The organism is Mycobacterium sp. NGS51, assembly GCF_059812525.1.
In genome coordinates this window covers 127582-140558 of sequence record NZ_JCALCV010000005.1, presented here as the reverse complement: position 1 = coordinate 140558, position 12977 = coordinate 127582, and the positions used below count along the sequence as shown (strand labels likewise).

The 12977-nt window shown below is 63.0% G+C and carries 12 protein-coding genes; 5 read left to right on the top strand and 7 right to left on the bottom strand.

The window, feature by feature from the left end:
* Nucleotides 1-351: 351 nt before the first annotated feature.
* The 3 genes from AC5Y5W_RS08520 to AC5Y5W_RS08510 are packed head-to-tail and all read right to left on the bottom strand — an operon-like array spanning nt 352 to nt 9376.
* Nucleotides 352-1383, bottom strand: a complete 1032-nt coding sequence (locus tag AC5Y5W_RS08520; protein ID WP_500009940.1) for a hypothetical protein — start codon at nt 1381-1383, stop codon at nt 352-354.
* Nucleotides 1380-6020, bottom strand: coding sequence for a DEAD/DEAH box helicase (locus AC5Y5W_RS08515; protein WP_500009941.1), 4641 nt, complete (start codon nt 6018-6020; stop codon nt 1380-1382). Before AC5Y5W_RS08515 ends, AC5Y5W_RS08520 begins: the two co-directional genes overlap by 4 nt.
* The gene (locus AC5Y5W_RS08510; protein ID WP_500009942.1) at nt 6017-9376 is read right to left on the bottom strand and encodes a hypothetical protein; all 3360 of its coding nucleotides are present in this window, start codon (nt 9374-9376) and stop codon (nt 6017-6019) included. Before AC5Y5W_RS08510 ends, AC5Y5W_RS08515 begins: the two co-directional genes overlap by 4 nt.
* Before the next feature lie 176 nt (nt 9377-9552).
* Between AC5Y5W_RS08510 and tpx the strand changes: the two genes are divergently transcribed.
* From tpx to AC5Y5W_RS08495, 3 genes are all read left to right on the top strand, one after another.
* Nucleotides 9553-10056: a thiol peroxidase gene (gene tpx, locus AC5Y5W_RS08505; protein ID WP_500009943.1), complete on the top strand. Its 504-nt coding sequence runs from the start codon at nt 9553-9555 to the stop codon at nt 10054-10056.
* A gap of 66 nt (nt 10057-10122) precedes the next feature.
* Complete coding sequence (locus AC5Y5W_RS08500; protein ID WP_500009944.1) at nt 10123-10380, top strand: type II toxin-antitoxin system Phd/YefM family antitoxin; 258 nt, start codon at nt 10123-10125, stop codon at nt 10378-10380.
* The gene (locus AC5Y5W_RS08495) at nt 10374-10769 is read left to right on the top strand and encodes a type II toxin-antitoxin system VapC family toxin (RefSeq protein WP_500009945.1); all 396 of its coding nucleotides are present in this window, start codon (nt 10374-10376) and stop codon (nt 10767-10769) included. Before AC5Y5W_RS08500 ends, AC5Y5W_RS08495 begins: the two co-directional genes overlap by 7 nt.
* A 7-nt stretch (nt 10770-10776) precedes the next feature.
* Here the strand turns inward: AC5Y5W_RS08495 and AC5Y5W_RS08490 are convergent, their stop codons facing one another.
* Nucleotides 10777-10959: an ADP-ribosylglycohydrolase family protein gene (locus AC5Y5W_RS08490; protein WP_500009946.1), complete on the bottom strand. Its 183-nt coding sequence runs from the start codon at nt 10957-10959 to the stop codon at nt 10777-10779.
* A 29-nt stretch (nt 10960-10988) separates the two neighbouring features.
* Nucleotides 10989-11525 (bottom strand): hypothetical protein, encoded by a 537-nt coding sequence (locus AC5Y5W_RS08485; RefSeq protein WP_500022266.1) that lies wholly within the window; start codon nt 11523-11525, stop codon nt 10989-10991.
* Between AC5Y5W_RS08485 and AC5Y5W_RS08480 the strand changes: the two genes are divergently transcribed.
* Together AC5Y5W_RS08480 and AC5Y5W_RS08475 are read left to right on the top strand one after the other, a co-directional pair.
* The gene (locus AC5Y5W_RS08480; RefSeq protein WP_500022265.1) at nt 11515-11751 is read left to right on the top strand and encodes a hypothetical protein; all 237 of its coding nucleotides are present in this window, start codon (nt 11515-11517) and stop codon (nt 11749-11751) included. The two genes, AC5Y5W_RS08485 and AC5Y5W_RS08480, sit on opposite strands and share 11 nt — an antisense overlap.
* A 202-nt stretch (nt 11752-11953) precedes the next feature.
* Nucleotides 11954-12199 carry a type II toxin -antitoxin system TacA 1-like antitoxin gene (locus AC5Y5W_RS08475; RefSeq protein WP_500009949.1) on the top strand — a complete coding sequence of 82 codons (246 nt, stop codon included), beginning with the start codon at nt 11954-11956 and terminating at the stop codon, nt 12197-12199.
* 38 nt (nt 12200-12237) lie between these two features.
* Here the strand turns inward: AC5Y5W_RS08475 and vapC are convergent, their stop codons facing one another.
* Both vapC and AC5Y5W_RS08465 read right to left on the bottom strand, forming a co-directional pair.
* Nucleotides 12238-12636 (bottom strand): type II toxin-antitoxin system VapC family toxin, encoded by a 399-nt coding sequence (gene vapC, locus AC5Y5W_RS08470; RefSeq protein ID WP_500009950.1) that lies wholly within the window; start codon nt 12634-12636, stop codon nt 12238-12240.
* The gene (locus AC5Y5W_RS08465) at nt 12633-12830 is read right to left on the bottom strand and encodes a type II toxin-antitoxin system VapB family antitoxin (RefSeq protein ID WP_499895463.1); all 198 of its coding nucleotides are present in this window, start codon (nt 12828-12830) and stop codon (nt 12633-12635) included. Before AC5Y5W_RS08465 ends, vapC begins: the two co-directional genes overlap by 4 nt.
* Nucleotides 12831-12977 lie beyond the last annotated feature (147 nt).

Here is a 12977-nt window from a genome sequence, read left to right as displayed (position 1 = left end):
CTCGGCCGTGCACCTCGCGCACCAGCCGGCGATAGTCCAGCGCGGCGACCACCGTCTTGCCGGTGCCGATCATGCAGTACCCGCTCGGCGTCGAGTAGGTAGCCAAATCGTGTGGAGGTGTGGCCGCACACTGCCCTAGGTGAGACGCGGAAGCAGCATGCCACCCCGTCGCGATGGTCCAGCGCAGATCGTCCTCTCCAAGCCGGCCATTCGCAATATTTGGTGCCGTGGGGTCCAACACATCCAATAGTGGCGCGGCCCACATGAGGCTGGCGCGAACCAGACGATCATTAACAGGCTTCGCGACCGCGACTACACGCAACGCGTGGCAAGATCACGGAGCGTCGGAAGCTACGCCGTTTCGCCAGAGTCACCAAAGTCATTGGCCGCCAGCGGTTCAGCTGACAGAGATCCTGTCGGATGCGCGGCAGACCATGGCTCCGGACTGGAGATCGAGACTGCTTCGTACGTTGCCTTTAATAATTGCAGCACAGCGGGTTTCGTTAGGTCAGTGGTGCGCAGCCGTATTGAGATCGGATTGGCGCCAGCATTGTAGGTCGGGTTCCAAGCGATCGTAAGGCCTTCACTATCAAGCAGGTCGCGGAAGTGCTCAAATGCTACTGACTCATCGCTACGTGAACCGTCAGGATCGGGAAGGTAGATGTATGCTCCATCTCTGCGAGGCCAGAGTGGCGCCCACACGCGACGACCCACTCGCAGACCGACATAGGATTTTGGCGAATAGTCGACCTTCACCTCACCAATATTCGAGCGGACCCAATCGACGAACTGTTGTTTGAACGACCAAGCGTCCTCGGTCATCGCTTCTCGCCAATCGTCTTTCGTGCGCATTGAGCCTGCCGTGACTGCCAACGGTGTGCCGCTGACATCGAGTTCTGGGTTGACGACCACTAAGTCAGGCACAAGGAGTGCTTCGTTCGTTCCGCGCCAGCACCGCATCTCCACCACGAGCAATGGCACGTATTGCGCAAGCTCCTCGAGCGCGGGACGGTACCGACCAGATGTCGTCTCAGCGACAAGAACAGCGACGTGCGTCTTGTCAGGGAAGCGGCGTTTGTTCCTCGCCCAGTAATCAAACACCCGGAACCCGTGGTCGGAATCAACCTCGCCCAGCTGGACCTCGATTGAGTAGTACGTGTCATCTGCAGCGCCGAGCAGATCGAGGTTGCCTCCACCCGATTGTGTCTGTTCCTGGTGCACCAACGTCAGCGGCCCGAGGCCGAGCCGCGAAAGATCGTGGGCCAACCAGTCTTGAAGCCAAAACTCAGTACGGCCAAATGCACTCAGGTGTACCTGCTGCCCCGGTCCGATCGACACGCCGCTGTCATACGACACGACATCCTCCTGCGTTGAACCTTTCATGAACCCGCCACCCCACCCAGTAGCTGCAGCGCCGCGCCCCGCGAAAGTTCCTCGTGGAACCGTCGATTGCGATACGACCGCAGACATCCGTAACACGAGGTCTCTTCACCGCAGTCGCAGTCGGTCACCCGTTTGACCGCCGACTGCAGAACGACACCGATGTTTTGGGCGATCTTCTTCGCCGCACCGGCCCCACCTGGGACGGTGTCGAAGACCACGATGCTGCGCCGTTGATCCTTACTCCAAGACAGCGCCCCGTCGATGTCGTCGCGACTGATCTCCAAGGCATAGGAGGCGCCCTCCAAGATCGCGTACAGCGCAGACAGCCAGTTGGCCTCCTGGTCGCGGCGGTATGAGATCCCGTCGAAGGTGAACTCAGCGACATCGGACTGGTAGCGGTGGCCGAGCGAAATCCTTTCCAGCGGGCCATCGCATTCCCTGTTGTTGTCGGGCCGCCGGTGCTTGCGACGACGACTCCCCCGCTCGGGCACACCCGCCCAATAGCACCACTCACACAGCTGGAACCCTTCGCCAGCCCCATCGGAGACGACAGCAAGCCAGGCCCGCACACCGGCTCGCGCAGTCACTTTCAGCCCGCGGTCGGACCAGTAGTACCGGCCGGCGTCGTCACCCGGTGTCTCCACATAGCTACCGCCATGCCAGCGGCGTTCGGGCGGAGCGCTACCCACCTCACGCGTCTCATTTGCGGCAATGAAACCGAATTCGGGAATGACCAGCGTGCCGATTGCCCCGAACGGGTCCCCGCAGCTGGGGCAGATTTCGGCCGGCTCGAGGCTGCGCTCACACTGAAAGCGCTGGCAGTTCCGGCAAATCCGATACTGTTGCCGGTCGAGTTCTTTTCCGGGACGCTTCTTCAATCCCGTCGAGGTCCAGACTCGGCCGCCCGCCACAACCTCGTTGCCCGGGGCATATTCGTAGATCGCCAGGCTGAGATCTCGGGCGAGCTCCAATTGACGGCCCACCGGATCGGCGGCCTGCAAGGTGCTGAGTTCGACCGTATCCACCGGAAAGCCGTACTTCGGCAGGATGTTTCGGTTGGCAAGGTATCCGAGCAGTTCCCGGCCCGTGACCGTCCGTAGCGTGTCATCAAGTCGCTTGCTCAATCCGTACTTGCGCTCCTTCACGGCCTCCTGGATGCGGTCCTCGATGTCCGTAATGTCCTTAATCAGCTCTTCTTCCACCGAGTCCAAGAGGTTGACCAGCTTCGCGACCCAACTGCCGTCGAGGATCCCGACCTCCGCCTCGACGGCCGGCGGGAGCGCGGCACGCAGAGCCGCTTCGACGTCGGCGGGCACCGGTGTCAGGAACTGGCTCACTCGACGCGCCGGCGAGTCCTCGCCATCCGGTCCCGCTGAAAAGAACTCCCCGGCAGTCTTCCAACGCTCGTTGCGTCGCTCGAAGCAGTATCGAAAGTAAGCGGCCAGCGCGATCGAGTGGGCGTGTCGGCGGGCGATCCGCGCATTGTCGACCGGCACCCAGGGAATCCGCATCCGGCCAGCGATCATCGAATTCGGCTCCTGGTATTTGGCCAGGTCGTGTGCGGATCGGTTCGCGTAGGTGACGACTAGTGCTGCAGAAGAGGCACGGCGCCCGGCCCGGCCGGCCCGTTGCACATAGTTCGCGGTCTTGGGCGGCATGTTGCGCATCACGACCGACTGAAGATCCCCGACATCCACCCCGAGTTCAAAAGTGGTCGAACAGGACAGCACGTTGACCTTCCCCGTGATGAAATCGCGTTGGATTCCAGCCGCAGCCTTGGCATCCCATTGCGCGGTGTGTTCGCGTGCACTGAGCGGCGCCGTGTTCATGGTCTGATACACAGCGCGATAGTGGTTGGTATCGACCTCGGGCGCGGGGATGTCGAAGGGTTTGAGCTTGCCCGTGCAGCGGCTATTGGGGCATACGTCTCGCACCGAGAATGCGGTGATCAGCCGGCAGCCGTCGCACCGGTACCACGGACAATTGGTGCCGCTGGTGACCGAAAGCTTGGTGTGATCGAGCTGATAAACCTGGCCGAGGACTCGGTCGGACTCGCTGACCAGAAATCCCCCCTTATCGAGGAGGTTCCAGCAGCCTTCGAGCACTCGCTCTGCGGGGGTGTCATTCGACAGCGTTGCGAGTACCTTACGCAGGAGCGTGATTCGCGCATTCGTTGCGGCGGTGCCGCTGGGACTCCAGCTGATGATCTGCTTGGCCCGGTCTGATCCGGTCGACCGCATTCGCACCCGGGTATTCCGCGGAGCGAACCGTTCATCTTTCACGTCGACACGATCGAGGACTGTCACTGCGCCCTGCAGCCGCACCGTCTTGACGAGTTCGTTGAGCAACGCCCAGGCCTCGTCATCGGTCAGGCCAAGAGATGCGAAACCTCGCATGGGCACGGTAGCATCGGTGCGCAGCGCCACTCGCATCAGCCCCAGACCCTCGAGTGACTGTCGTGTTTCGAGAGTCATCAATTCACCCGCGACCCACTGGTTGACCGCCTGGGTGATCTCGACATGGCCCAGCTTCTGCGCGAAGTGCACTGCGGCCTGGGCACTCTCGCGGGTGAGCACCGCTAGGTCTCCGACGGTGATCTCACCGGCGGCATCGGGATCGCGGAGTGCCTGGGTGATGTAGCGCCGTTCCAGCATCCGGGTGTAGGTGCGGTCAAGATATGGCGCTGCGAAGGCAGCCGCCTGGCGAGAGTCGGAGAACATCAACAACTTCCGTCCCCGACCAACTTGGCCGGCGGCCTCATCGGTGGCCTCGGGGAGTTGCTGATAAAGGGCGGTGGCGATGACGGCGGGCGCCGCGTTGACATCGGTTCGCAGCCGCCGAACTCCCTGGAATGATTGTGTTCCGCACTCGGTGCAGCGACTCATGACGCGCTTTGGTCGCGGGTGTTCCCGAACCAGTAACATCTGTCCGCCACAGCAATTCGCCGACAAGCAGGTGCTGGCCGTAGCGTCGGCGAGCAGGCCACAGCAGGTGCAGAGCCGCCGCGTGGTGGGGTCAGTTTTGCCCGGCTTTGAATCATCGCCGGCCAGGGTGAGCTCGTCCTCGTCAATCAGGATGTCTTGCTCCGGGTCGGCGAGAACCAACCAATTCACTGGTGCATCCGGCTTCGGGGATGGCACGAAGTATTCTCGGCCCTCTCGCCGATCAAGGCTGCCGGCCAGATGGACCGCACCGCAACGCGAGCACGTCCCGAATTCGAATACCGCGCGCCCGGTCTCAGGATCGACTTCGTGGCGGCCAAGGAAAATGCGGGGCCCGTCGTCGTTGAAGCTGACGAATGCTCCTTCGGTTGCACGCACGAACTGGTGGTAGCGGGCGGACAGGACGGGGTGGCCGGCGTCGTCGTGGGTGCTGCTGCCGAGCTGGACAATTGTGTCGAGCTTCTCCGTCGACCGCTCGTCGTTGGGCCACAGGCGCTCCCGCAGCAACCGGACACCAACTGGCCCAGCACCGAGGGCGTCTTTCAGCGCGATGATGGATTCTTCGGTGCTCAAAGCTTCCGCTGGTTTAGTCCCGGCGGGCACGATCTCGGCGAGTGTCGTGCTGCCGTCGCGCAGCGCGAGCAGCTGCTCGCCGGTCAGCCGCCAACTTGGCGTCTGCAGATGCTTCTTGCGTACCGGCTCAACAAGATCCCGCCGGCCCGAGTCACCCTCCACATACTCGAATGGGGCGTCAAAGAGGTTGCTGGCGAATTCCATCGCCTCAACACGGGGGTCATTGCGGACCGAACCGGTGAGCGATGCCGACGTGGCGATGCACTGCATAGTTGCGTCCGGGGCGACGCGTTGTTTGAGTCGACGCATTAGGAGCGCGACCTCGGATCCCTGCGCGCCGTCGTACACGTGGGCTTCATCCATCACGATGAACCGCCAGGTTCCGCCGTGCTTACCGTCGAAAAGGTCAATGTCTCTTGGACGCAACAGCAGGTATTCCAGCATCGCGTAGTTGGTCAGCAGCAGATGCGGAGGGCTGGCACGCATTTCGTCTCGGCTGAGCAGCTCGTTGGGCAGCCTCGGTTCGCCGGGGTTGCTGTTCAGAAACTCGTTCTCAGCTGTACGCGCATCTTCCCGGGTTTCGCCGGTGTAACGGCCGAAGGTGATCTCCGGAACCCCGCCGAGTATCGCGCGCAGCCGCTTGAGTTGGTCGTTAGCCAACGCGTTCATCGGGTACAGCAGTAACGCCCGCACGCCCGGCCCCAACGTTCCGCGGGCTAACTCTTCGAGCAATGAGTTGACGATCGGAACCAGGAAGCTTTCGGTCTTGCCGGACCCGGTGCCCGTGCTGACCACCAGATTGCGGCCGGCCAGAAATTTTCGGATGGCCGTTTCCTGATGCACGTAGAGTGCCTGGTCGATCGGGAAGGATTGGCTGTCCACTCGGGCGAAGTCGGGATGCAGCACACCTTCATCGATCAGCTGTCGGCACGACAATCCGGTCTCATACGGCGGGGTGAGCTCCAGCATCGGGCCTTTGGTCAGCTGTGCGCTGGCATCGATCTCGGCGTCGAAGGCCGCGGCGAGCCGCTCATCACGCGGGGGAAGCAGCGTCTTGAGGTACCGCTTGTAGCTGTATTCAATTTGCTTGGCAGTCTCCAGCGGGTCCAGCCGATCGATCATTGGTCCTCTCCGGTCAGATCGCCACGGCGGTCGTATAGCACCATGGCTTCAGCAATCAGCAAGTCGTTGGCGACCATCGTGGGGCATACCTGCGCGAGCTGCGCCCAGTCGCCAAGTAGTCCCGAGTTCAGGTACTGGCCACCGATTCTCCCGTGCGCTTCGAGCCTGGCCAGCAGCGCAAGGGTCAGTGATTGCACCGACATCAGGACCCACGGGTGCTTGGCGACATCGATTCCCCGCACCCGGTCGCTGCGCATCATGATGGCCTCGTGCGCGGGCCGATTGGTCCGCTTGATGGCGTTGACCACCAACGAGGTCTGCTGGGCGAAGTTGGCTGACCAGCCCGTACTCATCCAGTGGGTCCGGTGACAGAACGCCTCATAGACTCCGGCGCGCAAGTTATCCGGATGCAGTTGAGCGAGCGGGACCGCCTGTATTTCACGCCACTTCGCTTCAACCTGGTTGCCGGGCGCCGAACTCATCGCGAAGACATTCGCATCGAGGCAGGCGTCGTGGATACTCGGGTTCTTGCCTGACCGCAACAACTCCAGCAACGGCTCACCGCCGCGGTCCCGCAGGTACGCAAGCGTTTGGCGCCGCTCATCGCGCACCTCTCGCCGGCGGTCGTACAGGGAAGCAAGGTCGGCCAATTCCACCATGCAGCCGAACCACGGATGCAAATGCAGCTCGTTGAGCGTTTGCTCGATGGCGAAGTTGTAGTTGACGATTTCACTGCGGACGAGCATCGCCATCTTGTCACCGGCCGGGATGGTGCTGTCCCCCAGACATTCCAGCGCTTTCCTCGGGTCATCGGACAACAGAGCAATCAGACCGGCGAACCGCTCCGTCTTGCCGTCGGCGTGCAGCCGCGCCAGCGCCGCCCAGACTTCCGGCTTGGCCCCGACCTCGACGGGCGCACGACGCGGGCCGCCCAGGTAGCGGGAAAGCTTTACCTGGTCGGGTGTGCCGTCGTCGCGCCAGCCCAGCTGCTCAACACGAAACGCTTCCTCGGTGGGCATTGCAGGCGGGTCGATGAGCCCCCACGGATCATCGACGAACAGCTGACACCGTAGGTCACCGGCGTCGACAAGGTGATCGGGCAGGGCGGCCCGCCCAGTGGGGACCGGGAGCACTTCGGGCGCACGCCATGGTGCCGTCGTACTCCAGACGTAGGCAGCCAAGTCGTCAACTGCCGCGACATCGGTGAATACCAACGTGTTGTCGTGCAGGCTCACTCCGGACGCCAGTTGCCGGGGCTGCGCAGACAGCACGGCCACCTGAACGGAACCACCGTCAGTGTGCAATGTTGCGACGATCCGGCCGCCCGGGTGGCTGCGGACGGTGTCGGCGAACTGTTGGGTCCGCGATTCGAACACGTCGCCCTGGCGGCCACGTGGCCGCGGATCGACCTGCAGGAGGTCACCGACTGCTGAAAAGTAGCCAAACTCAACGGATTCGACACCGGGAGCGCGGACTGCCATGAATCGGTCCTGGCTGAAATCCTCCGGGTCGCACACGTCCGGCGACATCCGCCACGAGGCGGGTGTTCCGACCACACCGGCACGGATTTCGATATGCGGCGGCTTGAGCACCACAGCCTGGGCGACTTCGGCGCTAACCAGCTGAACGTCGACCTGAAGATCTCGGTGATCAAAGGAGATCGGGCCAGCCGGTTCCGCAAATACGGTATCGGTGACGATTTCGCCTATGCACGGCGTCAGGCCGCCTGACTCCGGAACCCGAATCGATGGATCGAAACTGGCGTCGAGACCTTCGGCCACGAACACCACGCAGCGAGCGTCAGTTCCCAGCGGTCCGCTTACCAGAATCTCGAACAGACCGAGTTGCGGCTCCTCGATTTCGTCGAAAGGATCAACGCACGTTTCGACATCTTCGCCGCCCCAGGATTCGTCGACGACCCACTCGGTGTCGCCCAGACGTCGAACTCGAACATGCCACTCCGGGCCGGGGTCAGTGCGTGACGGCGGAAGGATGACCCATGGTCGAGTGCCGTGCACCGACCGCCCATCGGTTGTATAGATGCCAGTCACCGACCGCCCGAGTTCGAAGCGAGGTCTCGCATCCTTCCGCACCAGCCGCTGGGTGCCGATCGGTTCATCGTTGCGGCGTAGTTGAAGTGCGTGGACGTCTTCAAGCTCGACGAATGCACTGCGCCAGCCGTGCCAGCCCGCCGGACACCCGGCGTCGCAGTGGACGACCGGGCTGCCGGTGTAATTGTCGATCAGCTTGTGGTCGTCGGGGAAGACCGCCCAAACGCATTCCTTTAATCCGTCCCGCCTCGGGATCCATCGACCGTTCTTGTCGAAGGTCAGTAACGGATCAGACTTCACCACCATCGGTAATGCGGAACCTGTGGGTATTGCTGGATGCGAGATTACCGCTTCACGGACGGGCCCCGGCACCGTCACTCGCGCAACAGCCGTTTGAGTATCACCGCCCCATCTGCGGGCGCAGTAGACCTCGCGGACCTCGCCGTCGAGAGAAACACGCCAGGGTGATTCTGTATCTTCCGGCGGCGTGGGAAGTACCAGGACGATCTCGTCGTCATCGACGTTGTAGGTGATCGCAGGTTGAAGGGAGCTCCTCGCGACTGAGCGTCTGCGTTCCAGCTGGAGGGGCGCGTCCCGCAGCCTAGCGATCAGTTCATCGAGTAATACGCTGGGCAAACCCGTGGTCGAGGCGTCGAGGTCCGCGTCGAACAGAGTCGGCTCGGCGGCTGTTGCCTCAACGAACTCGATGATCCGGTCGAGTATGTCGGTCGCGAACTCGGCGCCATGCCTCAGAAAGTTCTGTACCGGTACGTCCAATGCTGCCGCGCGGTATTCCTTACCGGGCTCTTCCAGCCACTCCAGGACCGCAGCGCCGGTAGCTGGGCCGCCATGGCGGACGTGGTCATTGATGACAGTGAGCAGGTCAGCCAAGCAGTGCACAGGGATCCCGGCATGCAGTGCAAACGTCATTACGTACTTGCGGTTGCTGTCGCGTTCGATGTCTGGGAACCGCGCCAGCGAGAATTTGTCGAGTAGCTTGCTTAAGTTTCGTCGAATCTCGTTCTCGAAGTCGGCGTCTCGGGACATCCCGAGTTCATCCCAGAAGCTCTCCCAGTACTTGCCCTCCTCATAGGCAAGCGCTGCGTGTCCGACAAGGATCATCAACGTCAGCGCGGGGTATCGCTTGACGATTTCGACATGCGACCAACCGCGGTTTAGCAAGTGCTGTGCGGCCGCGCCGTACCTACTCTGAGCGGTCCTCACCTCGTCAGTAGAGAAATCGGTCTCGATGACGAGGTTCACCGGCTTCAGCCGGGACCGCCACTCGTAGTCCGTGTCGGTCATCCAATCTGCCAGCGACATGGTCGCCATGCCTTCCCTCGAAACGTCACTTCGAAGGCACTTTAAGACAAGCGTCCGACAAATGGGACAAATGTCCTAAAAAGTGGGTAACGGAAGCATCCACGAGGCGATGCGGACCCTCTTCTAGCACGATCCGCACGTCTTGGCAGACTGTGCCCATGGCACAGATAACTTTGCGTGGAAATGCGATCAACACGGTTGGCGAGCTCCCAGCCGTCGGCTCCTCGGCTCCCGGCTTCACATTGACCGGCACGGACCTCGGCGCGGTCAACAGCGACCAATTTCGCGACAAGCCCCTGTTGCTCAACATCTTTCCGTCGATCGACACTCCAGTCTGCGCGACCAGCGTGCGGACCTTCAACGAGCGGGCCGCCGGCAGCGGCGCCTCGGTGCTCTGCGTCTCCAACGATCTCCCGTTTGCGCAGGCGCGGTTCTGCGGCGCTGAGGGCATCGAGAACGTCAAGTCGGCATCGGCGTTCCGCGACAGCTTCGGCGAGGACTACGGCGTCACCCTGACTGACGGTCCGATGGCCGGCTTGCTGGCCCGCGCCGTCGTGGTGATCGGCACCGACGGCAAGGTGGCGTACTCGGAGCTGGTGCCCGAGATTGCCCAGGAGCCCAACTACGACGCGGCGCTGTCCGCCGTGAGCTCCTCGGCGTAACGCCGGCGGACCGCCACCCGAGCCCTGATTACTTAGCGCATGCGCTGGTGCTGCTACACTTGTAGCATGGCTGCTACGATCCCTGCCCGCGATCTTCGGAACCACACCGCGGAGGTGTTGCGGCGCGTTGCGGCGGGTGAGGAAATCGAGGTGCTCAAGGACAATCGTCCGGTGGCACGCATCGGTCCGGTCGCGCGGCGCCGCCGGTGGCTGCCGGCCGCCGAAGTCATCAGCGAACTGGCGCGTCTTGGCTCCGACACCACCAAACTTCGTGCGGAGCTACGTGAGACGCTCACCCAGACCACCGACGACCTGCCGTGGTAAGTACTCAACGGGCGCTGGCCGACACCTCCGTCTTCGTCGGGTTCGAGGCCGCACGCTTTGACGCGAGCCGGTTTGTCGATTACGAATGGGGCGTCTCAGTGATCACGCTCGGCGAGCTCCGGCTGGGAGTGCTGCAAGCTTCCGGTCCAGACGCCGCCGCACGCCGGCTTTCCACGTATCAACTTGCCCAACGGTTCGAACCACTCAATATCGATGAGACGGTGTCCGAAGCGTGGGCATTGCTGGTGTCGAAGCTTCGCGCGGCCAACCGGCGAGTACCTATCAACGACAGCTGGATTGCGGCAACCGCTGTAGCACATCACATTCCGATCGTGACCCAGGACAGCGACTACTCCGCGATGCCTGACATCGAAGTCATCACACTCTGACGCTAGGTCACCTCATCGGGCTACTCGCCGGTCTCCCAGATCGAATGCCACTCACCTCGTCATCGATCGCGACCTTCACCTCGGGTCCCAGCGGGTCGCCGAATTCGAACGGTGCGCCCAACGCATCGCCAGCGGCGGTTGCCAGCAGCACTCCGCAAGCCCGATCCAATTGTGCAGCATTAAGTTTCATGCGCTTACCTCCTTCAGTGGCGGGGTCGATCACCGGCAAGCTTTGGCGCCGTGGTCGTAGCGGCCGTTGAGTAGGGCCGACACCGTCGCCGGCTGCCACGGGCGGCCTTTGGGCGTGCGCTGGCCCGTCGAATTCAGCACCCGCGCCGTCGCTGCCTGGGTGACACCGCAGCCGTGCACCAGCCACCGGACGTAGCGCTTGAGCATCGGCTGGCGCTGCGACCATGGCGTCGTCGGTGCCGGAAGGGCCGGCGCCGAAACGCTTTCGGTGTCCGAACTCGCCTCGGTGCCGGCCCCCGCCGGAACCCGTCGCGGCACCGGCATCACCGGCGCCGAGGCGCCTCCAGCGACCAGCGCCAGTTCGATTTCCCGCCCAAGGCTTTCGGCTCCCACGGCCGCCAGCGCCGCCTGGTCGAGCTCGTCGACCACCTGGACTTCGCGTCGCAGCGCGAAGTCGATTTCGCTGTACCCCGCCGGTGGTCGGGAACGACTCGAGTTGCCGGCCGAACCGGAGGTTGAGGCCGTGGCGTTGGAGCACCAGACCCAGCCGTCGCCAGTGCTGCTCACGGCCGAGGTCTGGGCACAGGAAGGGCACCCAGACGTCCATCCGGCCGGCGGTCGCGCACCCCAGCGCCGACACCACCGCGTCGACCTCGGTCAGGTCCTCGGTCGAGGCTGCCGCACCCTCCGCGAACCCGAAAGCGTCGGCGATGACGCAGTTCTGCTGTGCCGCATGCTCAGTCAAGTCGTCACGGTGCTGCACCGTGTCGCGATCGCCGAGCAATACGACTGAATGCGCCATAGCTACCTCCTGATGCCCGATGCCTCCCCCGTAAGACGCCCACGTCGGCGGCGTCTCATGAAGCCGACATCAAGGTAGCGCGGGGTACCGACAAGTTCGGTTGCACGGGCCGTAGGGTCCGTCGCGGGTGGAGCTTCGAGGCGGTTGCCGGATGCGTATCACGGGCTGCATCTAGCGCGATACGCTGACCGTCGTGAAGTCACTCCGACTGGACCCCGAGCTCGAAAAGAGGCTGCAGCGCGCGGCTTCGGTAACCGGCGTCTCGTTGTCGGAATTCATTCGCCAGGCTGCCGCCCAGCGCGCGGACGCGGTCCTGACCGCCGACCCACACGAGGACTTCAGCGACGTACTGGGCGTCATTCACGGCGGCGGCGATCGTGCACAGCGAAGCGGCCAAGCATTCTCCGACCTGCTCGCCGACGACCCTACTCCCACGTGACCCTGACCGATGCCGGCCCGCGCCTGCGGTTCTGCGTGTCAGCTTGACCAGATCCGAAGCGGTGTGCAGCCGGCAAGGCGGTCGAAGTCCTGATCGGCATGCAGCAGCGGCGCACCGGTACGCACGCAAGGGGCGGCGATCAAACAGTCGAGCGTCTTCCGGATGGTCACGCCGGCGCGTCGTGCCGTGCGATACAGCTTGGCGGCAAGCACGAAATCATCAACATCCTCCAGACGAAGGATCGGAAAGGCGCGCAAATGCCGCTCCACCAACGCCGCCTCCCGGTCCGACCGCAGCCCCTGGAGCACCTCCGTCAGGATGACATCGGTGAGGGCGATGGGTTCTCCCGATTCAATCAGCTCCACACAACGCTGGGCCTGGGTGGAGGGGGCATCGTTCAATACGTCAATCCAGACGCTGGTGTCGACGACGATCACGACCGGCCGCGACGACTCTGCGCCAAATCACCTTCCCAGTGCACCTTCCCGCGCAGTTCAAGGATGCCGATCTGGCGATGCCGGGCAACCAGTTCACGCAGTGCCAGGTTCACCGTCTCACGCTTCGTCCGCATCCCGACCAAGCGTTGGGCCTCCCGCAAGACCTCGTCGTCGATGTCAATGTTGGTCCGCATACACATCAATTTACACCAGTTGTTGTGTAAGCAGACGTGCCCGCACGACCGCTGTGGCACTGATCGTCTTGTCGCGCAGAGGCGGGCACATCAATAAATCCTTCCCCGCGGTGACTGCCGAGGCTGCTGTGGCCATTACGCATTTAT

What these genes read in the sequence shown, in the direction of transcription:
- AC5Y5W_RS08520 (WP_500009940.1), bottom strand. Translation starts at nt 1,383, where the DNA reads ATGAAAGGTTCAACGCAGGAGGATGTCGTGTCGTATGACAGCGGCGTG.
- AC5Y5W_RS08515 (WP_500009941.1), bottom strand. Translation starts at nt 6,020, where the DNA reads ATGATCGATCGGCTGGACCCGCTGGAGACTGCCAAGCAAATTGAATAC.
- AC5Y5W_RS08510 (WP_500009942.1), bottom strand. Translation starts at nt 9,376, where the DNA reads ATGACCGACACGGACTACGAGTGGCGGTCCCGGCTGAAGCCGGTGAAC.
- tpx (WP_500009943.1), top strand. Translation starts at nt 9,553, where the DNA reads ATGGCACAGATAACTTTGCGTGGAAATGCGATCAACACGGTTGGCGAG.
- AC5Y5W_RS08500 (WP_500009944.1), top strand. Translation starts at nt 10,123, where the DNA reads ATGGCTGCTACGATCCCTGCCCGCGATCTTCGGAACCACACCGCGGAG.
- AC5Y5W_RS08490 (WP_500009946.1), bottom strand. Translation starts at nt 10,959, where the DNA reads ATGAAACTTAATGCTGCACAATTGGATCGGGCTTGCGGAGTGCTGCTG.
- AC5Y5W_RS08465 (WP_499895463.1), bottom strand. Translation starts at nt 12,830, where the DNA reads ATGCGGACCAACATTGACATCGACGACGAGGTCTTGCGGGAGGCCCAA.